The sequence below is a fragment of the Mycobacterium barrassiae genome (assembly GCF_025822765.1).
GTDB lineage: Bacteria > Actinomycetota > Actinomycetes > Mycobacteriales > Mycobacteriaceae > Mycobacterium > Mycobacterium barrassiae.
The window spans coordinates 259,967-283,019 of record NZ_JACKUK010000029.1; the positions used below are offsets into that span (position 1 = coordinate 259,967).

Genomic DNA, 23,053 nt, shown 5'->3' on the forward strand with positions numbered 1-23,053 from the left:
CGCGGGTGGTACCCCGCAAAGATAGCGGTCGCGTCGCGCGCTCGGCGAGGGGTTCGTGCTATCGGGAGGCGCGGTCGGCCCAGAACGGCCGCGTCACCAGCGCAACCAGCGCGAGCACGGAAAGCGGCGCCAGCAGCGGCACCCACGGCAGTTCGAGCGGCAGCGACACCGCCGCCAGGCCCACCGCCGTAAACCCCACGGCACCAATGAGCGTCGGCGCGGTGATGGCTGCGGTGTGCCGAAGCACCAGATAGCAGGCCGCGCAGAGTCCGGACAGCGCGGCGAGCATGGCCGGCATCTCGTTGAGCACCAGTGCGGCTGCGGTCAACAGGACAGCCATCGTCGCCGCGGGACGAAAAATGTTGCCCACCAACACCGCAACGGTGGCGATTCCCCCCATGATCAGGGCGGCATCGTCGGCCTGCACAGCCGCCGCCGCGATCATCACGAGGCCGAAGGCGGTTGACAACGCGCGGTTCATCGGCGCCTCCCCACCGTGCGCCGGTGGTACGGCACCAGTTGCATCGCCGTGTCGAGCGTGTCCACCGAACGCCAGGCGACGATGTCGACTCCGATCGTGGCCATGTCGCGGTACATGAATGACCTTTGCAGCGACCACATCCGGGCCACCACGCGGTCGATCTCGTCCTTGAACGGGGCGCCTTCGAGGACGTCGACGGCCACTACGGTATGGCCGCGCTTGCGCAGGTCGATCAGCGCCAGTGCGAACTCGGTGTCGATCAGCGTGGAGAACGCGACGACGATCGCGCCCGGCGGCACCGCCGCGCGCGGCGCCAAGGTGCCCGGCGTGGTCTCGTATCCGCCGTCGACGGCCAGCACCGCGTCGAGGACCCGGTAGAACTGCCGGCGCCCGATGTCGGCGCCGAGCCAGCGTGGGTGACGGTCGCCGAGCGCGACGATTCCCGCCCGGTCACCGCTGCGCAGCGCGCTCTGTACGACCTGCACCGCTCCGCGCACGGTGCGGTCGGTGGCCCCGGTGGCCGGCCCTGCGGGCTGCGGATAGTTGTCGACCAACACGACGACGTCGGCGGCGCGGTCGGTCAATCGCTGCGTGACGTGCAGGCTGCCGCGCCGTGCACTCACCGGCCAGTTGACCGTGCGGAGGTGATCGCCGGGTACGTATCGGCGGACGTCGGCGTATTCGACACCGGGCCCGATGTGCCGGGTGAGGTGGGTGCCGAGGCGGTCGAGCAGGTCGGTGCGTGGAATGGATGTCGATTGCGGTGGAGTGACGGGAAACACGTAGACGTCGGCGGCGTCGACGACGCTCGTCCCCTGCAGCAGGCCGCCCCGCGCACGCACGGTCACCCGACCCTGGATCGGGTACCGCCCCCAGCGGTCGGCCACGACGACCACGGTGTGGTTCACCCGAGATTCGCTGTGCAGCTGGTCGATTCGCATTTCCGGAAGCGTCGAGGCGGTGAGTTCGAGTGCGTCGGTGTCGGTCTCGGGTTCGGTCGTGGCCCACACGTGCACCCGCGCCGGTTCGGCTTCGAAGCAGCGGTGCGACCCGGGGTCGGCATGCACGACCACCGTGGGAACCGGTCGCTGCCACCCGATCGAACACACGACACCGAGCAGCGGCGCCGCGAACGCAACGAGCTGCCACAGTGAACCGATGACCGCGGTACCGAGCAGCACGGCCACGCAGGTGAGCAGAGCGAGCGTGAGTGATGAAGGGCGCCACTGCAATTGTGCCTCGGTGCTACGTGTCTCGATCACACCGCATCACGCTTGGGTCCGTGGAACGGGCAGCCGCCGCAGCAGCTCCTCCACCACATCGCTGCCGTGTACCCGGCGCACCCACATCTCGGGCCGCAGGCTGATCCGGTGCGCCATCGAAGGAACGGCCAGCGATTTCACATCTTCGGGGATGACGTAGTCGCGTCCGAGCAGCAGCGCCCGGGCGCGGGCCAGCTGCACGAGATCAAGCTCAGCCCGTGGGCTCGCGCCGACCGCGACCTGCGGATGCTGACGGGTCGCCGCAGCCAGCGACACCACGTAGCGGAGCACATCGTCATGGACGGTGACCTCTTCCACGGACTCGCGCATGGCGAGCAACTCGTGCGCGTCGACAACCTGATGCACCGTCGGCTCGGCGGAGCCGCGGTCGATGCGGCGGCGCAGCATCGACTCCTCCTCCGGCTCCGACAGGTAGCGCAGCTCGAGCCGGATGGTGAAGCGATCCAACTGCGCCTCCGGGAGCGGATAGGTGCCCTCGTACTCGATCGGGTTGTCGGTGGCCAGCACGATGAACGGTGCGGGCAGTGCGTGCGTGATGCCGTCGATGCTGACCTGACCTTCGGCCATCGCTTCGAGCAGCGCCGCCTGGGTCTTGGGTGGGGTTCGGTTGATCTCGTCGGCCAGCAGCAGGTTCGTGAAGATGGGTCCGGCTCGGAACTCGAAGCGACCGGACTGCATGTCGTACACCGTCGAACCCAGCAGATCGGCGGGCAGCAGGTCGGGCGTGAACTGGACGCGTTTGAACTCCAGGCCCAACGCGGCGGCGAACGACCTGGCGATGAGCGTCTTGCCGAGGCCCGGGAGGTCCTCGATGAGGACGTGGCCGCCGGCCAGCACGGTGGTGAGAATCAGGGTGAGCGCGCTGCGCTTGCCGACCACCACCCGCCCGATCTCGTCGAGAACGGCCTCGCAGTTCGCGGTGGTGGTGGCCCCCGGCACGTACTCGGTCATACCCGCTCCAACCGTTGCAGAATCTCGTCGAGTGCGGCGCGGCCCGGCCCGGGCTCAGTGACGTCGCTGCGTGAGACGTTCTCGGGATCGACCCACGCCCAGAGGTCTTCACCGAACAGCATCCGTCCCGTCGCGTCGTAGGCGGCACGGTCCTTGGCGCGCTTCTGCCCCGTCGCCATCTCGAACTGTCGCGCCAGCGTGGGCCGCAGGTGCCGGTCCCAGTCCCTGCGGGTGGCGTCGGCCTGGCCGATCAGGGTCTCGGTACGAGACAGCCAGCGGCGCAACGACTCTGCGGCGTCATCGCGCTGCTCTTCGGTGCCGACGTCGGATTCGCGCACCAGAAACCAGCGCACGGCCAGCAGTGCGCAGACGACCGCGACACCGGACATGATGAGGATCAAGCGCCGATCAGTGCCCGCCAGTGCCAACAGCTGAGTGCCCGCGACCAACAGAAACCCCGCTGCGACAAGCTTTTTCATGCGAGGCTCCTGTGGCTGCCATCCGGCAGTTCGGCGAGCACCCGCTCCAGCACCGCCATGGCCGCATCGCGATGTGCCTCGGTCATCACATGCGGCGAGAATCTCGCCTCCTCGAACAGGTCGACCAACTCGGTCGCGCTGTCCGCCCGCAATGCCCGGTTGTGCACGGCGCGGGCAAGTACCTCGGAGGGGGTGTCGCAGTCCAGCGGTGCCGCGCCGGGCACCATGGTCAACTCGCGTTCCATCGCCGCATAGCAGGCGATGATCGCTTCCCGCGGTTCCCGCGTGCGATCGACGATTTCGGCGAGCCCGACTTCGGCGGCGCGGACGAGCGAATCGCCTGCCGCCGTGGTCGTCGTCTCGGCGCGGTCGTCGATGTCCTCGGTGTACCGGGCGGGGCCGGGGCGTTGCCTGCGCGACGCGATCGCCGTTCCCACGATCACGAGCATCATCAGGATCAGCATCGGCGGGACCAGGTAGCCGATGACGTTCGAGTCTGACTCGGGGTCGGGGTCCGCCGGGTCCGCGGGATCGGTCTGCGCGGCGGTGTCAGATGTCGGGGACGTGGTCTCCACATCGGTCGGCGTCGCGGACACCGGCTGGTCGGAGGGCCCGCCCAGTCGCGCCAACAGCAGCACGAGCAGCAGCCAGCCGATGACCAGGGCGAGCACGACCAAGGTGAAGCGCCAGCTCGGCCGACCGAGGCCACCGGAACCCCGCGGTAAGGGCGCTGCCGAAGCCGGGGTCGCCGTGCGGTCCCGCAGGCGAAAGACGATGGAGAACGCGATGATCGCGACCGCCGCGCAGACCATCACGATGACGATGACCAGCGCCGCAGGGTTGCTCGCGGGGCGTTCCCGCTCAGTGACGGGCTCGGCGCCGGGAATGAATCCGCGCAGGGCGATGGCGGCAACGGCCATGAGCGCGATCACGACGATCACGCGCTGTGTCGACCTGTCAATGCCGGGCATGTCCCCTCAACCTCATCCTGGCACGCGCCCCCTCAGGAACCCCTCAGATCGGGTGGATAGGTTCGATGGCGTGACCTCCACACTCCACGATCCGAAAGTCGCGACCGCCCTCGAGCGCATGTTCGCCGAGGCGTCCGAACAGTTCGCCGCGATGCGCTCGGGTGCCACCGACTTCTCCCGCCTGGCCTCGGCCACTCCCCAGGAACGGGCGGACGCGTTCAGCGAGTACTACCTGCCGGTGACGCCGGACGCGGGACGGCTGCTGTACGCGCTGGTGCGCGCGACCCGGCCGGCGACGGTCGTCGAGTTCGGCATGTCGCTCGGAATCTCGGCGATCCACCTCGCCTCGGCGGTGCGCGACAACGGCGCGGGACGCGTCGTCACCACCGAGCTCAGCGCCACGAAAGTGGCTACCGCGAAGAAGACGTTCGCCGAGGTGGGCCTCGACGACCTCATCGACGTGCTGGAGGGTGACGCGCTGGCCACCCTGCAGAACCTCGACGGCCCTGTGGATTTCGTTCTGCTCGACGGCTGGAAAGAGCTGTACATTCCGGTGCTCGAACTCCTCGAACCACGACTGTCGCCGGGCACACTCGTCGTCGCCGACAACACCTCGATGGCCGAATTGCAGCCCTATCTCGACTATGTGCGCGACCCCGCGAACGGCTACGTCAGCGTGAGCTTCCCCGCCCGCGAGGCCGACAGCATGGAAATCAGCTGCCGTCTCTAGCGATTTCGGCGTGTTGCGTCTCGCTCAGCGAGACTGCGCACGCCGAAATCACTTGAGTTTCGCCTTTGCTTCCTTGACGGCTGCCGCTGCGTCGCGGCTGTTCTGCTTCGCCTGCTCGTAGGCGTCTTCGGCTGCGGTGAGCGCGGTTTCGGCCTCCTTCAGCCGCCTGCGCGCATCGTCGCGGCGTAGCCGTGCGGTCGCGAGATCGGACTGGAGTTCGTCGAGCGCGTCGTCGGCTTCGGCCTTGGCGCGTTCAGCAGCGGCGAGTTCCGCGCGGGCCTGCTGCTTTCTGCGACGTTCCTCGTTGTCGCGGTCGTCGTCTTTCTTCGGCGGTGGGGCTGGCTTCTCTTCGACCTTGCTCTTACTCTTGGTGGGCTTGAAAACAATTGCGGTGTCACCGAACTCGCCGAATCCCGACCATTGTTCGGCCTTGACGAGGCGGCCGAGCCGTCCGGCGACCTCGGGATCGGCGATGGCCGCCTGAAGGGTGGCGGTGACGTCGTCGCGCATCGCTGCCGTCGGCGCGCTGACCGAGGCCTTCTTGAACGCGGTACGCGTCAGTTCGTCGATGAGACGGCGCTGTTCGGCGGTCAGCTCGCGGATGCGTGCACCGTCCATGCCCGCGTGGGCGTCGCGTAGCTGCTGACCCAGCTCGGTGAGGCGCCGACGGACGGCCGGGTCGTCAAGCGCCAGCACGTTGACGACGTGCGCCGCGGTGGTGGGCTTACGTGCCGCCGTGATCTGTTTCGCAGCCTCGGTGTCGCCGCGCTTCTTGGCCTCCGCCGCGAGCTTGGTGCGCAGCGGGGTGAAGTCCACGAGCTTCGCGGCGTACAGCGTGTCCAGTTCTGGGAGGTCGCCGTCGGCCATATCGCCATCATCGTCGCGAGTGCACGCTTGTTGTACACATCCGCCGAGTTGACCCGCAAACAAGCCCGCACTCGGCAATGATCTTGGGGTGCAGACAGCGACGGGCTCCGCTCAGGCGTTGCGGCTCGGCGTGATCGTCGCCGCGCTGGGTGTCGTGTTCGGAGACATCGGCACCAGCCCGATCTACACGTTGCAGACGGTGTTCAACCCGCACGACCCGCACCCCGTCCCGGTGGCCCACCACAACGTCTACGGCGTGGTCTCGCTGATCTTCTGGTCGGTGATGATCATCGTCACGCTGACGTACGTCACCCTGGTGATGCGCGCCGACAACAACGGCGAGGGCGGCATCATGGCGCTGATCACGCTGTTGCGGCGCTGGACAGGTCGCAGGGGGCGACGGACGGCAGCGATGCTCGCCGCAGCGGGGGTGTTCGGGGCTGCGCTGTTCTTCGGCGACAGCATGATCACCCCGGCGATCTCGGTGCTCTCGGCCGTCGAGGGACTCAACGTCATCGACCCCGACCTTCGAGACTTCATCGTGCCGATCACCGCGGTGATCATCGTGACGCTGTTCTCCGTGCAGAGTCGCGGGACCGCCACCGTCGGCCGGTTCTTCGGTCCGGTGATGGTCCTGTGGTTCACCGCGATCGGCGCATGCGGGATCCACGGCATCGTCGACAACCCCGAGATCCTCAAGGCGCTGTCGCCGACCTACGCGCTGACCTTCATGGTCGACCACTTCCACATCGCGTTCTTCGCGCTCGCCGCGATCGTCCTCGCGGTGACCGGTGCTGAGGCGCTCTACGCCGATATGGGCCACTTCGGCAGGCGCGCGATCACCTTCGGCTGGCTCGGTCTCGTCCTGCCGGCCTGCACGCTGAACTACTTCGGCCAGGGCGCGCTGGTGCTGGCCGACGAGTCCACGGTGGCCGCCCCGTTCTTTCTCCTGACCCCCGAGTGGGCGCGGATTCCCATGGTGCTCTTGGCAACAGCGGCAACCGTCATCGCATCGCAGGCCGTGATCACCGGAGCGTTCTCGGTGGCATCGCAGGCCGCCCGCCTCGGCTATCTACCGAGGCTGCGTATCGAACACACCTCGGCGTCGACGATCGGGCAGATCTACGTGCCGTGGATCAACGCGACGCTGATGATCGCGGTGCTGATCCTGGTGTTCGCGTTCCGCAGTTCCGCGGCGCTGGCATACGCATTCGGTATGGCGGTGACGGGAACCATCACGATCACCACCACGCTCTTCTTCTATTACGCCCGGACACGTTGGGGCTGGCCGCTGTGGGGCGTGCTGGTCGGCGGCGGACTGCTGCTCGTGGTGGACCTGATGTTCTTCGCCGCCAACCTCACCAAGCTGGTGCACGGCGCATGGCTGCCGCTGACCATCGCCGTCCTCACCTTCACTGTCATGGCGACATGGCAGAAGGGCCGCAAAATCGTCACGCGTGCAAGGGAAAAGGCTGAAGGTTCGTTACGCGAGTTCGTCGACGAACTGGTGCACCGGGACCCGCCGTTGGTCCGGATCCCGGGCACGGCGGTGTTTCTCAACCGAGGGAAGCACACGGCTCCGCTGGCAATGCGGGCGATCGTGGATCACACCCACGTGCTGGCCGAGCACGTCATCATCGTGTCGGTCGAGACGGCGAACGTTCCGCGGGTGCCGGACTCCGAGCGCATGACCCACGACGACCTCGGCTATGCCAAGGACGGAATCGTCCATGTGGAAGCGCGTTTCGGCTACATGGACCGACCCAACGTCCCGCATGCACTCGCACTGCTGAGTACCGAGGACACCGAAGGGCCCATCGATCTCGACAACGCGTCGTACTTCCTGTCGAAGCTCGATCTGTGCATGGGCGACGCCCACACGATGCCGGCGTGGCGCAAACGGCTGTTCATCGCGACGTCGCACATCACCGCCGACGCGGCCGCGCATTTCGGTCTCCCGCTGAGCCGGACGGTGATCGTCGGCTCCCGCATCGAGGTCTAGCTCGAACTATCGGTCAGGCGACGCCGTACATCGAGAGCAGAGACGCTGTGCGCCACCAGATCAGCAGCAGGAACAGCAAGAGCACCGCGACCGTCGCCGAGGCCTGTACCGCGGTCCGGTGTTTCCGCGGCGCGTACGCGTACGCAGCGGCGATCACCGCACCGGTGACCAGACCGCCGAGGTGTCCCTGCCAACTGATGTTCGGCACGACAAACGTGATGACGAGATTGATCACGATCAGAGCGATCACCCAGCGGGTGTCCATGTTCAACCTTCTGCCGATCACGAACGTCGCACCGAACAGACCGAACACCGCACCCGACGCACCCGCAGTCTGGGCGCCGAGGGTCGACAACATGTAGACCACCACCGAGCCGCCGAGTGCGCTCATCAGATACAGCGCGATGAACCGCGCCCGGCCCAGCGCGATCTCCAGCGGCGGTCCGATCACATACAGCGCCCACATGTTGAAGACGATGTGCATCGGGCCGTAGTGCAGGAACGCCGACGTCAGCAGCCGATACCACTCCCCGTCGGCCACCGCCGGCGAGAACAGCACGAGCTCGCGCTGCAGTTCCGGCGACACCATCTGCAGCCCGAACATCACCACGTTGATCGCGATCAGTACGTACGTGACCATCGGCGTGCGCACCGGCGCGCCACCGAAGTGCGTCCGCACCTGCCGCACCGTCTTCGCGCCCTCGCCGACACAGTCCGCGCACTGGTGCCCCACGGCGGCGTCGCGCATGCACTCCGGGCAGATGTAGCGGTTGCAGCGGGTGCATCGAACGTAGGTCGCGCGGTCGGGGTGCCGATAGCAGGTCGGCGTCTGCGCCGGGGTCGTCATGTCTACAGCGTGCCGAACAGTTCGATCCAGTTGCCATCGGGATCGGCGACGAACATCCATCCCATGCCCGGCACCGGCTCGAACTCGGTCAGTGGTTCCACCACCTCGTACGGCGACTCCGCGAAGACCTTCGACAGCCCGGTCAGATCCTTCACCCCGATCGTGAAGTACCGCACCCCGGCCGCCGCACGTCCACCGCCGGGCGTCGCGGGTAGCGGCGGCGGTGTAGTGAACGTCACGAGCTTGAGCACGCTGCCGCCCAGTGAGTAGCGGCGCTGTGAACCGCCCGGAAACTCGATCTCACCCTGAAACTCGAGTTCGAGGAACCCCTCGTAGAAGTCGACCATCGCCTCGAGGTTCGTCGTGACGAGCCCGACCTCGATACCTGGTGAGAGCAGATCCAGTTTCACGACCACCATGATCCATGCCCGCACCCGTCACGATTCGGTCACTATCGAAATCACGATCAATTAAGGGCACCCGGCAAATCTTGAGAGTTTTCAAGATCTGCCAGGCGATCTGCCCGACGACTTATCGAATCGCACCGAAATTGCGGTGAGAATCACGTCCGCCGGATGTAACGCCGTCAGTGCCGGCAGAGCCGTCGCTGTGAGCCACCTTTGCGTGGTTTCTGTTTCGCTACCGTGGATTTCGGGAACGGGGGAAATACGAAACGATACGACGAAACGAAGGAAGCAAAGGTTCATGAAGTTCTCTGATATTCAGGCGCGTCGACGCATCGTCGGCGCCTGTGCAGCAGGTTCGGTTCTCGGGGGTCTGGCTCTAGCAACCATCGCCGCACCGTCGGCCATGGCGACCCCCGCCGGGTGCAGCGCCAGTGAGGTGTCGGGCACCGTCAGCACGGCGACCGGCGAGGCTCGCACTTATCTCGCCAATCACCCGGCCGCCAATGCGGCAGTGACGACCGCGTTCAGCCAGCCCCGCGATCAGGCGGCGACGACTCTGCGCGGCTACTTCACCGCCAACCCGCAGGAGTACTACGACCTGCGCGGCATTCTGGCCCCGATCGGCGACAAGCAGAGCCAGTGCGGCGTGGCCGTGCTGCCGCCGGACCTTGCGTCGGCATATGACCAGTTCATGGCCGGCTAAGACCGAGTCAGCGACCCAGGAGGACCCGCCGTCACCAGCCCGTTGTGACGGCGGGTTCTTCGTCGCCGGAAGTAACACTTATCGGCCGCGCTTAGACTGACTTGATATGAGGCCGACGAGAACCGCTGCGCTCACCGCGGCGCTGCTCATCGCGGCCGGCGTTACTGCTGGTCAGGTGTATGCGCAGCCCTCCGAAGAGCCGGCGCCCCCAGCTGACCCGTCCGCGGAAGCGGCGCCCCCACCCGCCCCGAAGACAAACATCGACACCGACGGAACGTTTGTCGTCGGACAGGACATCGTGCCGGGCACCTACGCCTCGGCCGGTCCCGTTCCCGACGGGGCCTGCTATTGGAAGCGCACCAGCGGCGACCAGCTCGTCGACAACGCGATGAGCAAGAAACCGCAGGTGGTGCAGATTCTGGCCAGCGATACGTCGTTCACGACCAACGACTGCCAACCCTGGCAGTTGACCAATCAGCCGGTGCCCCCAGCGGGCAACCCGATGGACGTGCTGGGGCCGCTCGGCAAGCTCGTCCTGACCGGGCCGTCAGGCCCACCGGCGGGCGGATCAGCGTCAACACCCCCAGCGCAGCCGACCCCTTCGCAGTCGGCTCCGACTGGCCCAAGACCCGGACCCTGACAATCCCCGCCCAGACAACCACGCCCGGCGACGGCCGCATCCGCGTGCCGGTCGATCTCGACTCGGTCACCGCGATCGGCGAGGAGGACCACTCGGAGGTCGACCCGTCGTCGATCGAGCGGATCTGGCAGGCGGCCCGGTACTGGTATCAGGCGGGCATGCACCCGGCGATACAACTGTGCTTGCGGCACAACGGAAAAGTCGTCCTCAACCGTGCCATCGGCCACGGCTGGGGAAACGGGCCGAATGACCCGTCCGACGCCGAAAAGATCCCTGTCACAACGGATACACCGTTCTGCGCGTACTCCGCGGCGAAGGCGATCACCTCAACCGTGGTGCACATGCTGGTCGAGCGCGGCCATTTCTCCCTGGACGACCGCGTCTGCGACTACCTGCCGACCTACACCAGCCACGGCAAGGACCGCACCACCATCCGGCACGTCATGACGCACAGCGCGGGCATCCCGATCTACACCGGCCCTCGCCCCGACCTCAAGCGTATGGACGACAGCGAGTACACGCGGGAGAAGCTGGGGGAGATCAAACCGCTGCACCGGCCCGGGCTCGTGCACATCTATCACGGCCTGACGTGGGGTCCGCTGATGCGTGAAATCGTGTCGGCGGCCACCGGGAAGAACATCCGAGACATCCTCGCCGAGGAGATCCTGGATCCGCTCGGCTTCCGCTGGACGAATTACGGCGTTGCGCCCCAAGATGTTCCGCTGGTCGCGCCCAGCCACGCCACCGGTAAACCGTTACCCGCCCCCATGGCGAAGGTGTTCAGCCTCGCCGTCGGCGGCTCGATGCAGAAGATCATCCCGTTCTCTAACTCGCCGCAGTACCTCACCAGTGTGCTGCCGTCCTCCAACACCGTCTCGACGGCGAACGAGCTGTCGCGGTTCGCCGAGATCCTGCGCCGGGGCGGCGAACTCGACGACGTTCGGGTGATGCGGTCCGAAACGCTGAAGGCGGCGGTGAAGGAGTGCCGACGGCTTCGCCCCGACGTCGCCACCGGGCTGGTGCCACTGCGCTGGGGTACCGGATACATGCTGGGCTCCAGCAGGTTTGGCCCCTTCGGCCGGGACGCACCCGACGCGTTCGGACACACCGGGCTCACGAACATCGCGGTGTGGGCCGACCCCGCGCGCGGACTCGCGGCCGGTCTCATCAGCAGCGGCAAGCCCGGTTCCCACCGAGAGGCGAAGCGCTATCCCGCGCTGCTGGACCTCATCGCCTCCGAGTTCGCCCCCCGCGCCTGATCAGGGCAGCGGCTGGTTCTCCCGAATGCCGCGATAGAAGCCGCGCCGCACGATCCACGCCATCAGAATCCGTTCGAACGCCCACGCCGGGAATCGGAACGGCTTCCCGTTCGGTGCGAAGATCTCCAGTCCATCAGGCTGAATACCGAGCACCGAACCCCACCGCCGACTCGCGGGACGGAATGACCGCAGCGGCTTTCCGTCGAACTCGGCCAGGATGTTTCGCGCGAGCAACCCGTCGGCACGGTTTCGGGCCGACGTGCGAAGCGGGTCGGTGGCCGCGACATCACCGACGGCAAACACGCCGGGATGGCCGGGCACCCGCAGTTCCGGGGTGACACGAACGAAACCGTGCTCGTCGAGAAGTTCGGCGGGCAGCCAGCCGGTGTTGGGCTTGACACGACCGATCGCCCAGAGCACAGCATCCGCTGATGCGGGCGGCTGGCCAGTGCTGAATTCCACTGGTGCACTGGTGATCTCATCGCATTCGAAGCCGTCGGGGATCACTGCGCGGTGACCAGCGTGCTGTCCGACCCCGTACTCGATCAGGTTGGTTTGCACCCGCTCCCACGCCCGGATGTGGTGGTGTTCCAGCGCGCGCTCACCGGGGAAGTACAAGTCGACCCGTTTCCCCGGCCACGTCCGGGCGAGGTTGTAGGCACTGCTCACCGCTGCCGCACCGCCACCGATGACGATCACCGATTCCGCGGCCCCCAGTCGATCATGGGTGGTACGCAGGCCAGCGGCGATCTCGTCGGCCGACTGCACGTCGGGCCGACGCCAGAAGCCGTTGGTGACGCCCGTCGAGATCACCAGCGCGTCATACGGTTCGACGGCGGTCAGACCGTCGTGGCGGTCGACGAAAACCTTGCGCGCAGCCAGGTCGACCCCCGTCAGCGTCCCCTGGACGGTGCGCACGCGGTCCAGGCCGCGGAACTTGTCGAAGGAGATCCAATTGTGCCGGGCCCATTCGGCCGGCCGGGACAGCCGCCAGCCCAGCTCCTGCCCGCTGACGAGGCCCGGCTTGCTCGAGATCCCGACGACGTCAGCATGCTTCGCGAGTTTGATCGCAGTCAGCACGCCGCTGTCTCCGAGCCCGGCGATGACCACGCGTTTGCGGCTCACAGCTAGTCATCATGACAGGTCGGTGTCAGCGCAGCTTTTCGCCGTAGACCCGCTGCACCGTCAACGCCATCAGCACCCTGCGGTCGGACACCATCACCGACCGGTATTCGTCCCAGTCCGGGTGCTCACCGGCGGCGCTGCGGTAGTAGTCGACGAGCGCCTCCACCTCGGGACCGTGCGGATCCGAGCCCGGCCCTGTGAGCGTCACGGTGCCTTCGGCGGTCGCCCACGCCCAACCGTCGGAGCTGGTGACCTCGATCGCGGCGCGCGGATCCCGACGCAGATTGGCGGTCTTGGCGCGACCCTCGGTCATCGACACGTAGACGATGTCGGCGTCGCGGTCGTAGTACGGCGTCACCGGGGACAGCTGCGGCATGCCGTTCGCCTTGATGGTGGCCAGGACGCCCAGCCTGGCTTCGGACAGGAGCGTGCGCGGATCAAAGGTCATGTGGTGGGCAACTCCCGATGGCAGGGCCCCCTACTCCGGGTCAGCCCGACGGCTCGTCGATACGCACCCGGTACATCTTGGGCCAGTACTTTCCGGTGATCAGGAACGTGTCGCCATCGATGTGCGCGATACCGTTGAGCACCCGCTGGCGGTCGGCACCCGCGTCGGCGGCCAGTTCACTGGCATCGACGACGGCGTTCACCTCGCCGGTCTCCGGGTCGATCCGCACGATCTCGTTGGTCATCCAGATGTTGGCCCACACCTGGCCGTCGACACATTCCAGCTCGTTGAGTTTGGCGACCGGTTGACCGTCGCGCGTGACCGCGACCGAGCCCGTTTCGGCGAACGTGGCCGGGTCGTGGAACCTCAGCCGGTCGGTGCCGTCACTGCGGATGAGCCGGTCCCCTGCATTGCACAGCCCCCAGCCCTCGCCGCTGATCGGCACCTCCCGCAGCGGCTTCATGGTGGCCTTGTCGAATTCGACGGCCACGCCGTTCTGCCACGTCAATTCCCAGATTCGGTCGCCGACGACGGTGATCCCCTCGCCGTAGTAATTGTTGGGCGACGGGACGGCACGCAGGACGGCGCCTGTCTCGGGATCGAGCACACGCAGCTGCGACTGGCCCGCGACGCCGGTGCCCTCGTAGAGGGTGGGGCCGTCGAACTCCAGGCCCTGGGTCCAGGCCGAGGTGTCGTGGGGCAGCTGCTCGACGATCACGGGTTTGATCACCGGGACCGGTTCCTTCGAGGCATCGGTCGCCGATTGGCCGCCGCCGCAGCCTGCGACCAAGGCGATCAGCGCCCCAGCCCAGATGACCGAGCGCCGGACCCGCCGGTCACCGTTGCGCATGGGACCTATTGATACCCGATTTGATACCCGACCGCGCCTCACGGTTGAACGCCGTCAATCGCGCGATAGATCCGTTGCTCGCTCACCGGCCGCGGGGTGCCGAGTTGTTGCGCCCACAGGCTGACCCGCAGTTCCTCGATCTGGCGCTCGATGTCACGGATGTCGTCAGCGGCCGCGCGGGTCGGCGAGAGTGCGCCAACGAGGTCGTCGAGCGCGTCCTGGACCGCATGCACGCGGGCCATCCGCTCGCGGTCCACCCCGACCGCGTGTGGCAGCCGGTCGAGCCGACGCAGGATGGCGGTCAGGTAGCGGGTGAGGTCGGTGAGCCGGCCTGCCCCGGTGATGGTGACAAAGCCCGTCGGCATGAGCCGCTCGAGCTGTTCGCGGATGTCGGCGATCGCGTCGGCCTGCGCAAGCACGGGATCGGCAGGCAATGCGAGATCCACCTCGTGGGCGGCGGCAAGTACCTTCTCGACCTGGCCCAGGATCGCCTGCGTCGTCGGCACCAGCTGCCCGGCGACCCGATCCCGCAGGGCGGTGAAATCGGCGCGGGTCCACACGGGTACCGGTGCGAGCCGGTCGGTCGCCGCGTCGGCGCAGTCGTCGAGCAGCGCCGCAAGAGACCCATCCGGGTTGGCGCCCAACACCAGTCGCGCGCGTGGATCCAGTGCTCGCTCAAGGCTCTTCGTGGGCGACGGCACAGCCAGGCGCAGCAGCCGGCGGGTTCCCGGCGCCATCGCGGCGGCCTGCTCCGCCGCCGTGGGGAACACCGTCACGTCGACGGCGGCGCCCGCGTCGACGAGCGCCGGATAGCCGCGCACCGCGTGCCCGCCGCTCGTTCGCTCGACGGTGCGAGGCAATTCGTCGAGGTCGTCGGGCCAGGCACGCAGGCCCGTCCGCTCGAGCCCGCCGGCCACCGCCTCGGCGACGGCCTGCCGGATCGGCGCGGCGAGCTGTGCCTGCAGCGCTTCGAGATCCTTTCCGCGGGCGACCTCCTTGCCGTCGGACTCGACCGCGAACGTGACCCGAAGGTGCGGAGGCAACTTGTCGAGGTCGAAGGCGTCGATGGGCACCAGCACCCGGGTCAACCGGTGTAGCTCACGTTGCAGCGCCTGCAGTATCGGTTCGCCGTCCGGCTCGATCGCCGCGAGCACCGCCCGCGCAGTATCCGGTGCGGGAACAAAGTTGCGGCGCAGGTCCTTTGGCAGCGACTTGATCAGCGCGGTGACGAGTTCCTCGCGCAATGCCGGTACCTGCCAGCTGAATTCGTCGCCGCCGAGTCGGGCCAGCACCTCGACGGGCACGTGCACCGTCACGCCGTCGTCCTCAGCACCCGGCTCGAACCGGTAGGTCAACGGCAGCGACAGCTCATCAGCGTGCCAGGTGTCGGGCTGATCGGAGGAGGGGTCATCCTTGCGCAACAGGTCGTCGCGGGTCATCGTGAGCAGCTCAGGTGTCTTGTGCCGCTGCTTTTTCCACCACGCGTCGAAGTACCTCGCCGACACGGCCTCTGGCGGGACCCGGGCGTCGTAGAACGCGTAGATCTCGTCGTCGCCGACCATCAGATCCCGGCGCCGCGCCTTCTCCTCGAGTTCGGTGAGTTGCTCGCGCAGTGCCGCGTTGTCACGGAAGAAGTGATGCCGGGTCTGCCAGTCCCCCTCGACGAGGGCGTGGCGGATGAACAGCTCCCTGGCCACCGCGGGCTCGACGTTCGCATAGCCGACGCGACGGCGCGGCACCAGCGGCAGCCCGAAGAGCGTGACGCGTTCGTAGGCCATCACCGCGCCGCGCTGGGCGTCCCAGTGCGGCTCGCTGTAGGTCCGCGCGACGAGGTCTCCTGCGATGCGTTCGACGGTGTCCGGCTGAATCCGCGCGGCGATGCGGCCGTACAGCCTGCTCGTCTCGACGAGGTCGGCGACGACGATCCAGCGCGGCGGGCGTTTGGTCAGCACAGAACCGGGTGCGAGCACGAACCTCACGTTGCGTGCGCCTTGGAAGTCGCGGGATTCGCCCTCCCGCAACCCGATGTGGGACAGCAGCCCGGCCAGCAGCGCCGCGTGCACCCGCGCCGGGTCGGCGGGCTCGCGGTCGTCGGACTCTCTGATGCCGAGATCGCGGGCGATGCTGCGCAGCTGGCCCGTCAAGTCCTGCCATTCGCGGATACGCAGGTAGTGCAGGAACTCCTCGCGGCACATCCGCCGAAATGCGTTGCCCGAAAGTTCCTTCCGCTGCTCACCGAGGTAGCGCCACAGGTTCAGGTAGGAGATGAAATCCGAGTGCTCGTCGGCGAACCGGGCGTGCTTCTGGCGTGCGGCCTCCTCGCGGTCGGTCGGACGTTCGCGCGGATCGGGTATCGACAGGGCGGCGGCGAGCACGAGAATCTCGCGCACACAGCCCTCTTCGTCGGCCTGCAGGATCATCCGTCCCAGGCGCGGATCGACCGGCAGTTGCGCCAGCCGGCGGCCGATGTCGGTGATGGCGCCAGCCCCGGTTGGATTGCCGCCTCCGGCAGCGTGGTCGAACGCACCGAGTTCCTGCAGCAGCAGGATGCCGTCGCGGATGCTGCGCCGCTCAGGCGGGTCGAGGAATGGAAACGTCGCTACATTTCCCTCATCACCCAAGCCTAGCGCCGCCATCTGCAGGATGACCGACGCGAGGTTGGTGCGAAGGATCTCCGGATCGGTGTAACGGGGCCGCGATTCGAAGTCATCCTCGGAGTACAGCCGGATGCACACACCCGGTGCGGTGCGGCCCGACCGGCCGGCCCGCTGCGCCGCCGACGCCTGCGAGATCGGTTCTATCGGCAACCGCTGCACCTTGGTCCGACGGCTGTAGCGCGAGATGCGCGCGGTGCCCGGATCGACGACGTAGCGGATGCCCGGCACCGTCAGTGATGTCTCGGCGACGTTGGTGGCCAACACGATCCGCCGCACATTCTTGCTGGGCTGGAACACCCGCTGCTGTTCGGCGGTCGGCAGCCGGGCGTAGAGCGGCAGCACCTCGGTGTTCTTCAGATGGCGTAAAGCCTCTGCGGTGTCACGGATTTCGCGCTCACCCGACAGGAACACCAGGACATCGCCGGGCGGCTCGGCGGTCAATTCGTTCACGGCGTCGACGATGGCCTCGGTTTGATCCCGCATCTCGGTGCGGACGATCTCGTGGTCGGGATCCTCCGGGTCGTCGGAGTCGTCGGCCACGACAGGAACTTCGAGCGGCCGGTACCGGATCTCGACCGGATACGTGCGTCCCGACACCTCGACGATCGGCGCGCCGTTGAAGTGAGCCGCGAACCTCTCCGGCTCGATGGTCGCCGACGTGACGATCACCTTGAGGTCGGGCCGTCGCGGAAGCAGCTCACGCAGGTAGCCGAGCAGGAAGTCGATGTTGAGGCTGCGCTCGTGCGCCTCGTCGAGGATCAGGGTGTCGTAGCGCAGCAGCCGCCGGTCGCGCTGGATCTCGGCCAGCAGGATGCCGTCGGTCATCAGCTTCACCAGGGTCCGGTCGCTCGCCTGGTCGGTGAACCGCACCGTGTATCCGACGGCCTCCCCCAGCGGCGTGCCCAACTCGTCGGCGATGCGCTGCGCCACGGTGCGCGCGGCCAGACGCCGCGGTTGGGTGTGCCCGATCGTGCCGCGGATGCCGCGCCCGAGTTCGAGGCAGATCTTGGGCAGCTGGGTCGTCTTTCCTGAACCCGTCTCACCGGCGACGATGACGACCTGATTCTCGGTGATCGCCCTGGCGAGCTCGTCGCGCCGCTCGCTGACGGGCAGATCGGGGTAGGTGACCGTGGGCACGGCGGCCAGGCGGGTGGCGATGAGACCTTCCGCCGCGGCGATCTGCTCGGCGACCTTTCGAACTTTGTCGGGCCCCGCACCACGAAGGTTCTTGAGGCGACGGCCGAGACGCGACGCGTCGCGGATCGTCAGGCCGTCGAGGCGCTTGCGGAGCTCGGCGACGGACGGCTCGGACATCCCGGCTCGGGTCAGGCCTGGTCCGGCGACCAGTAGGCGAGCATCTCGGCGAACGTGGTGAACGCCGGGGTGGAGACCCCGTAGGTGGCCTCGAAGTGCACGCTGAGCGGGAAGCCGAGGTCGCCGACGCCGTCGATGACCCGCTTGTACAGATCGACCATCAGCTTGCGCTTCTGCGCTGGCTCGGCGGCGGCGAGCTGCCTGACGAACTCCTGCTCGGCGGCGACGGCCGGGTTGCCTGGATCCTGGATCAGCCAGTTGATGAGGCCGACGTTGGTCTCCACCTTCGGCACGAAGCCGAACGACAGCAGGATCTCGGGCCGGTGATCGGTTTCCTTGGCGAAGTTGCGTAGGAATCCGACGATCGCGTCCGAGTACAGCAGTTGGGTCATGCCGTACGTCGCGCCCTGGTCGCATTTGAAGTTGAACCGGCCGTGCTCACCCTCGCGGGTCGGGATCAGGATCACGCCGCGGTTGGGCACCAGGTCGTCGAAGATCGACAGCGCGTCGGTGGGCGCGACACCGGAACCCTCGCCGTCATTCATGGTGCGCGGAACGCCGACGAACGCGATGCCGTCGAAACCCGCCGAGCTCAGCGACATCAGCCGCTGCCGCAGCGCCGGCTTGTCCAGGAACGCCGTCACCTGGGTGCACAGGCCGTTCATACCGGGCAGCTCGGACCTGATGTCAGTCCAGAACTCCAGGACGTCCATCTTCGGCTTCATCTCGATCGGCCGATCGTCGTCCTCTTCGATCATGCCGGGGATCATCACGTGCCGGATGCGGCCCTCGAGGCCGGTCTCCGCGGAGCACCTCAGCACCTTCTGCGCATCCTCCAGCGCCCGCTCACGCCCGTCCTGGACGTTGGGCGGAACGAGTTCGAGCGCGATGGTGTTGAGCGTCACCGGACTGCTCCTAATCGAATGTGAACTTTCCTCGACAGGGCGGGTCGACGATGACTCCGCATGGATTTGCCGGGAGCCTCACCTTACAGACCAGACCTGTGTCCTTCCGTAGCCTGGGTGCTGTGAGCGTTGCACCTGCTACCGGCTCGGCGCCGGGAATCGCCCTCGACGACCGCTTCGCGCGCGAATTACCCGAGCTGGCCGTGCGCTGGCAGGCCGAACCCGCACCGCAACCGCGTCTACTCGTTCTCAACGAGGCGCTGGCCGCCGAACTCGACCTCGAACCGGAGTGGCTGCGCGGACCGGACGGGGTGCGTTTCCTCATCGGCAACCTGGTGCCGCCCGGTGCGCTACCGGTGGCGCAGGCGTACTCGGGACACCAGTTCGGTGGCTACGTACCGCGGCTCGGCGACGGCCGGGCGTTGTTGCTGGGCGAGCTGACGACGGCCGACGGCGGACTTCGCGACCTCCACCTCAAGGGTTCGGGCGCGACCCCGTTCGCGCGGGGCGGGGACGGTCTCGCGGCGGTCGGGCCGATGCTTCGCGAGTACATCGTCAGCGAGGCGATGCACGCGCTCGGCATCCCCACCACCCGATCGCTGGCCGTCGTCGCCACGGGGCGTTCCGTGCAGCGTGAAACCCCGCTGCCGGGGGCCGTGCTCGCCCGCGTCGCACGCAGCCATCTACGGGTCGGCAGTTTCCAGTACGTCGCGGCCGGCGGAGATGTCGACCTGCTGCGACGGCTGGCCGACCATGCGATCGCCCGGCATTACCCGGAGGCGGCCGACGCCGACAATCCGTATCTCGCCCTGTTCGACGCCGTGGGTTCGGCGCAGGCGGCGCTGATCGCGCAGTGGATGCTCGTCGGATTCGTGCACGGCGTGATGAACACCGACAACATGACGATCTCGGGCGAGACCATCGACTACGGCCCGTGCGCGTTCATGGACGCCTACGACCCGGAGACGGTGTTCAGCTCGATCGATTCCTGGGGCCGCTACGCGTACGGCAACCAGCCCTCGATCGCCGGGTGGAACCTGGCCCGGTTCGCCGAGACGCTGCTGCCGCTGATCGACGCCGATCAGGACCGCGCCGTCGAACTGGCCCAGCAGCGCCTCACCGGATTCGGTGGGCAGCTGTCGACCGCGCTGGCGGCGGGGATGCGGGCCAAGCTCGGTGTGGCCGACGATGTCCCCGACGACGTGGCGACGCCGTTGATGAACGACGGCCTCTCGCTGCTGGCGGCCAACCACGTCGACTTCACGTCGTTCTTCCGTCACCTCGGCCGGGCCGCGCGCGGCGACGCCGAGCCGGTGCGCGGGATGTTCGTCGACCTCGCGGGGTTCGACGCCTGGCTGGACCGCTGGCGTGCCCTGAACCCGGATCCGTCGAAGATGGACGCCGTCAATCCGGTCTACATACCGCGCAACCATCTCGTCGAGGAGGCCTTGGAGGCAGCGACCGGCGGCGACCTCGGTCCACTGAATGGGCTTCTGGAAGCGGTCGGCTCGCCGTTCGACGAGCGTCCCGGCCTCGAGCGCTATGCCGAACCCGCGCCCGAGGAGTTCGGCAACTACCGAACGTTCTGCGGGACGTGACCCGCGGCTGCGGTCGGCCTTCACGCCCCGAAGGGGAATCCGCACTTTCAGAAGTCGCGTCGGGGAGTTCAGCGACGTAACCGCCGAATGGCTTCGGCGCCGGCACTTTCAAGCGTCTTGAGCAGTCGGAGGACTGCATCCGGGACATCTTCATGAGGTCGAATCATCGGGAGAAGATCAGCAATGCGCGGCGGAGGCTGACGAACCTCCGAGCGATCGGCAGTGACCTTTGGAAGCGCGTGACAGAACACTGCAAGTGTTTGACAACCTGGCAATGCCGCAGCCGGAGCAAGTACTGCGTCAAATCCAGCTTCACGAGCCGCATAGGCGATTTCCTGGGTGAGGGCACAGTTATCTGAGACCAGGTCGTCCTCGTCCACGCCGAGACGTGCTTGCATCTTTTTGTCCGTGAGGTCGAGGACGCGCAGGTCGACGGATACCCGACCGACACGGCGGCGCACTTCGAACGGGTCGATTCCTTCATTGGTGAAGTGGCGGAAGAACTCCGCCCACGCCCCTTGCTCCTGGTTGGAGGCGTACCAAACCCCGGGTTCACCTTGACGGTGATAGCGGCCGGGCCCGAGCGCGGGATCCGCGCAGGAAGTAACAGGACGTCCTGCCGCGCCCTGGTGCCAGTAGGTGCCCGTCAGCGTTCGGCCGGGCGCAGTTGCAACTGCGCCAACATTCACACGTAAGAGCCCTCGATAAACGCTTCGGCGGCGCTGCGAACTTCCTCATAGCGGTCCTCGGCGAGCAAGTCGACCGGGCGCTGACCGCCGAGAATGCGGTTCTTGGCGTGCAGCCACTGGCCGACACCTCGCGGCGTCAGCGAGTCTGAGAGCAGGAGAACCAGATCACGCAGCTGCGCGAGGCGATCGTAGCGATCTGGTCGGATGTCGCTGTGGCGCCATCCGCGTACCGCGCGGTCAGACACCTGTGTCACGGCGGCAACGTCGACCTGGGTGACGCCAAAGTCCTTCAGGGCGTCGACGATCTCTGTCGCTTCGACGGCCCGTTCTAATGTCACTGCCATGAGAGTTCCTCTTATACTTCCGGTATTACTACCGCATAGACTACCGGTTTGCGGTCGGCGCGGCAACGGCTGAGGCCATGCTCGCGATGCGGTTGACGTCCACAACAGCTTCAGCGATCCGCACCCTTGTCGCGTTCGGAGATGAAATCGCTATAAAGCGGTCACACCAGGACGGCGATGTCGTTGCCGACGTCATCGGCACGTGACCCCGACCCGCCCTATGCGATATCGGGTTCGGCTGAGAAGACATCGGCCTTGCCGACGGCCAGATGAGCCAGCGCAAACCGCAGCCGCTTCCTGCCGCGGGCGACCCGGGACATGACCGTACCGATCGGGATGTCCATCACGACGGCGGTCTCGGCGTACGTGTACTCCAGGACGTCGGCGTAGTAGATCGCTGTGCGCGCACCATCGGGCAGGGTCGCCAGGGCGGCCTTGAGTTCGTTGTCCGGCAACGCATCCAGGAACTCGGCCTCGGCGGAGCGGGGCGCTTCGGACACGTGCCGGGCACCCCCGGTGGACTCCCAGTCGGTGACCTCGTCGAGGGCGACCTCGGACGGCCGGCGCTGTTTGGCCCGGTACCCGCTCACCCATCGGTTGTAGAGGATCCGGAACATCCACGCCTTGAAGTTGGTCCCGTCGGCGAAACTGTCGAATCCCGCGTAGGCGTGCATCAGTGCGTCCTGCAGTAGGTCCTCGGCGTCCGCGTCGCAGCGGGTCAGCCGCCGGGCGCCCCTGGACAGGACGTTGAAAAGGGGTTCTGCCGCACAGGCGAAGCGCGCGGCGAGATCTGCGTCGGCCTCGGGCGTGCTGGTGACGATCTTCATGGTGGACCTCCAGGTGCTCGGCGTTTGACTTCTCAAGTTGGCTCTAGTCAATGAGCCTTGTCGCCGGGGACCGGAAGCGGACCCTTGCAAATCCGTAGTCGGGAATCCGTAGTCCGTAGTGAATCGGGTGCCCGGGACTAACTCGCGGCCGCGGGCACCGAGCGGAAGCTGATCGCCATCCGGTTGTAGGCGTTCATCAGCCCGATCGCGATTGTCAGATCGACGAGTTCCTTCTCGTCGAAGTGCGCCGACACGTCTTGGTACGCACTGTCGGGAACACCCGTCGTCGCCACATGGGTCACCGTTTCCGCCCATGCCAGCGCTGCCTTCTCGCGGGCATCGAACAGGTCGTCCGCTTCGTGCCAGACGGGTACCAGGGCGATCTTCTCGTTGGAGACACCGAGGTCACGCAGTTCGCGGGAGTGCATGTCGATGCAGTAGGCGCAGCCGTTGATCAGCGAGACCCGCAGGTTCACCGCGGCGATCAGCGCCGGTGCGAGTCCCGTTTGACTGACGTAGACGTGTACGCCCGCAAGCGCTTTCACGCCACGGGGCGCGACCTCGTTGTAGTTGATTCGTTGGGACATGTCAGTGAACCTCCAGTGCTGATGTCTTACGTGTGACATCAGCCTGGCAGGCTCACCGAGCCGGCGGACCCTGGTAAGTCCGTAGTTTC

Annotated in this window: 23 protein-coding genes; 6 read left to right on the forward strand and 17 right to left on the reverse strand. The window is 67.0% G+C overall.

Annotated features, from left to right (window positions below):
- Nucleotides 1–58: 58 nt before the first annotated feature.
- The 5 genes from H7J93_RS20940 to H7J93_RS20960 are packed head-to-tail and all read right to left on the reverse strand — an operon-like array spanning nucleotide 59 to nucleotide 4,165.
- Entirely contained in the window at nucleotides 59–481 is a 423-nt protein-coding gene (locus tag H7J93_RS20940) for a hypothetical protein (RefSeq protein ID WP_267308223.1), read from the reverse strand.
- Complete coding sequence (locus tag H7J93_RS20945; RefSeq protein WP_267308224.1) at nucleotides 478–1,743, reverse strand: DUF58 domain-containing protein; 1,266 nt, start codon at nucleotides 1,741–1,743, stop codon at nucleotides 478–480. Before H7J93_RS20945 ends, H7J93_RS20940 begins: the two co-directional genes overlap by 4 nt.
- Nucleotides 1,744–1,749: 6 nt before the next feature.
- Nucleotides 1,750–2,715: an AAA family ATPase gene (locus H7J93_RS20950; RefSeq protein WP_267308225.1), complete on the reverse strand. Its 966-nt coding sequence runs from the start codon at nucleotides 2,713–2,715 to the stop codon at nucleotides 1,750–1,752.
- On the reverse strand, nucleotides 2,712–3,194 hold the full coding sequence (locus H7J93_RS20955) for a hypothetical protein (RefSeq protein WP_267308226.1): 483 nt from the start codon (nucleotides 3,192–3,194) through the stop codon (nucleotides 2,712–2,714). The genes H7J93_RS20950 and H7J93_RS20955 overlap by 4 nt, the downstream gene beginning before the upstream one ends.
- Nucleotides 3,191–4,165 (reverse strand): DUF4129 domain-containing protein, encoded by a 975-nt coding sequence (locus H7J93_RS20960; protein WP_267308227.1) that lies wholly within the window; start codon nucleotides 4,163–4,165, stop codon nucleotides 3,191–3,193. The genes H7J93_RS20955 and H7J93_RS20960 overlap by 4 nt, the downstream gene beginning before the upstream one ends.
- 151 nt (nucleotides 4,166–4,316) lie before the next feature.
- On the opposite strand from H7J93_RS20960, the gene H7J93_RS20965 reads away from it, so the two are divergent.
- A complete protein-coding gene (locus H7J93_RS20965; RefSeq protein WP_372507986.1) occupies nucleotides 4,317–4,895 on the forward strand; it encodes an O-methyltransferase in 579 nt (192 codons plus the stop codon).
- 48 nt (nucleotides 4,896–4,943) lie between these two features.
- Here the strand turns inward: H7J93_RS20965 and H7J93_RS20970 are convergent, their stop codons facing one another.
- Entirely contained in the window at nucleotides 4,944–5,762 is an 819-nt protein-coding gene (locus H7J93_RS20970; RefSeq protein ID WP_267308229.1) for a hypothetical protein, read from the reverse strand.
- 88 nt (nucleotides 5,763–5,850) lie between these two features.
- Between H7J93_RS20970 and H7J93_RS20975 the strand changes: the two genes are divergently transcribed.
- Entirely contained in the window at nucleotides 5,851–7,764 is a 1,914-nt protein-coding gene (locus tag H7J93_RS20975) for a potassium transporter Kup (RefSeq protein ID WP_267308230.1), read from the forward strand.
- 13 nt (nucleotides 7,765–7,777) lie between these two features.
- Here H7J93_RS20975 and H7J93_RS20980 read toward each other — a convergent pair whose 3' ends face one another.
- Together H7J93_RS20980 and H7J93_RS20985 are read right to left on the reverse strand one after the other, a co-directional pair.
- Nucleotides 7,778–8,611 carry a rhomboid family intramembrane serine protease gene (locus tag H7J93_RS20980; protein WP_267308231.1) on the reverse strand — a complete coding sequence of 278 codons (834 nt, stop codon included), beginning with the start codon at nucleotides 8,609–8,611 and terminating at the stop codon, nucleotides 7,778–7,780.
- A gap of 2 nt (nucleotides 8,612–8,613) precedes the next feature.
- On the reverse strand, nucleotides 8,614–9,027 hold the full coding sequence (locus H7J93_RS20985; RefSeq protein WP_267308348.1) for a VOC family protein: 414 nt from the start codon (nucleotides 9,025–9,027) through the stop codon (nucleotides 8,614–8,616).
- Between the two features lie 289 nt (nucleotides 9,028–9,316).
- Here H7J93_RS20985 and H7J93_RS20990 point away from each other — a divergent pair, with 289 nt between their 5' ends.
- The 3 genes from H7J93_RS20990 (at nucleotide 9,317) to lipE (ending at nucleotide 11,620) form a co-directional block, all read left to right on the forward strand.
- Nucleotides 9,317–9,721, forward strand: coding sequence for a heme-binding protein (locus tag H7J93_RS20990; protein WP_267308232.1), 405 nt, complete (start codon nucleotides 9,317–9,319; stop codon nucleotides 9,719–9,721).
- 106 nt (nucleotides 9,722–9,827) lie between these two features.
- Nucleotides 9,828–10,361 carry an Rv1352/Rv1906c domain-containing protein gene (locus tag H7J93_RS20995; RefSeq protein ID WP_267308233.1) on the forward strand — a complete coding sequence of 178 codons (534 nt, stop codon included), beginning with the start codon at nucleotides 9,828–9,830 and terminating at the stop codon, nucleotides 10,359–10,361.
- A gap of 2 nt (nucleotides 10,362–10,363) precedes the next feature.
- Nucleotides 10,364–11,620, forward strand: coding sequence for a lipase LipE (lipE, locus tag H7J93_RS21000; protein ID WP_267308349.1), 1,257 nt, complete (start codon nucleotides 10,364–10,366; stop codon nucleotides 11,618–11,620).
- Here the strand turns inward: lipE and H7J93_RS21005 are convergent, their stop codons facing one another.
- Genes H7J93_RS21005 through H7J93_RS21025 form a run of 5 tightly spaced genes read right to left on the reverse strand, consistent with a single transcriptional unit; the run spans nucleotide 11,621 to nucleotide 18,919 of the window.
- Nucleotides 11,621–12,745: an FAD-dependent oxidoreductase gene (locus tag H7J93_RS21005; protein WP_267308234.1), complete on the reverse strand. Its 1,125-nt coding sequence runs from the start codon at nucleotides 12,743–12,745 to the stop codon at nucleotides 11,621–11,623.
- A 25-nt stretch (nucleotides 12,746–12,770) separates the two neighbouring features.
- Nucleotides 12,771–13,193 (reverse strand): PPOX class F420-dependent oxidoreductase, encoded by a 423-nt coding sequence (locus tag H7J93_RS21010; protein WP_267308235.1) that lies wholly within the window; start codon nucleotides 13,191–13,193, stop codon nucleotides 12,771–12,773.
- Nucleotides 13,194–13,233: 40 nt separating this feature from the next.
- Nucleotides 13,234–14,043 (reverse strand): glutaminyl-peptide cyclotransferase, encoded by an 810-nt coding sequence (locus H7J93_RS21015; RefSeq protein ID WP_267308236.1) that lies wholly within the window; start codon nucleotides 14,041–14,043, stop codon nucleotides 13,234–13,236.
- Between the two features lie 38 nt (nucleotides 14,044–14,081).
- Nucleotides 14,082–18,014 carry an ATP-dependent RNA helicase HrpA gene (hrpA, locus tag H7J93_RS21020; protein ID WP_267308237.1) on the reverse strand — a complete coding sequence of 1,311 codons (3,933 nt, stop codon included), beginning with the start codon at nucleotides 18,012–18,014 and terminating at the stop codon, nucleotides 14,082–14,084.
- An 11-nt stretch (nucleotides 18,015–18,025) separates the two neighbouring features.
- Entirely contained in the window at nucleotides 18,026–18,919 is an 894-nt protein-coding gene (locus H7J93_RS21025) for a mycobacterial-type methylenetetrahydrofolate reductase (protein WP_267308238.1), read from the reverse strand.
- A 122-nt stretch (nucleotides 18,920–19,041) separates the two neighbouring features.
- On the opposite strand from H7J93_RS21025, the gene H7J93_RS21030 reads away from it, so the two are divergent.
- A complete protein-coding gene (locus H7J93_RS21030; protein ID WP_267308239.1) occupies nucleotides 19,042–20,517 on the forward strand; it encodes a protein adenylyltransferase SelO in 1,476 nt (491 codons plus the stop codon).
- A gap of 68 nt (nucleotides 20,518–20,585) precedes the next feature.
- On the opposite strand, the gene H7J93_RS21035 is transcribed toward H7J93_RS21030, so the two are convergent.
- The 4 genes from H7J93_RS21035 to H7J93_RS21050 all read right to left on the reverse strand — a co-directional run bounded on the left by H7J93_RS21035 (nucleotide 20,586) and on the right by H7J93_RS21050 (nucleotide 22,964).
- The gene (locus H7J93_RS21035) at nucleotides 20,586–21,206 is read right to left on the reverse strand and encodes an RES family NAD+ phosphorylase (RefSeq protein WP_267308240.1); all 621 of its coding nucleotides are present in this window, start codon (nucleotides 21,204–21,206) and stop codon (nucleotides 20,586–20,588) included.
- Nucleotides 21,203–21,550 (reverse strand): antitoxin Xre/MbcA/ParS toxin-binding domain-containing protein, encoded by a 348-nt coding sequence (locus tag H7J93_RS21040; RefSeq protein ID WP_267308241.1) that lies wholly within the window; start codon nucleotides 21,548–21,550, stop codon nucleotides 21,203–21,205. Before H7J93_RS21040 ends, H7J93_RS21035 begins: the two co-directional genes overlap by 4 nt.
- A gap of 218 nt (nucleotides 21,551–21,768) precedes the next feature.
- On the reverse strand, nucleotides 21,769–22,377 hold the full coding sequence (locus tag H7J93_RS21045) for a sigma-70 family RNA polymerase sigma factor (RefSeq protein ID WP_267308242.1): 609 nt from the start codon (nucleotides 22,375–22,377) through the stop codon (nucleotides 21,769–21,771).
- Between the two features lie 137 nt (nucleotides 22,378–22,514).
- Nucleotides 22,515–22,964: a carboxymuconolactone decarboxylase family protein gene (locus tag H7J93_RS21050; RefSeq protein WP_267308243.1), complete on the reverse strand. Its 450-nt coding sequence runs from the start codon at nucleotides 22,962–22,964 to the stop codon at nucleotides 22,515–22,517.
- Nucleotides 22,965–23,053 lie beyond the last annotated feature (89 nt).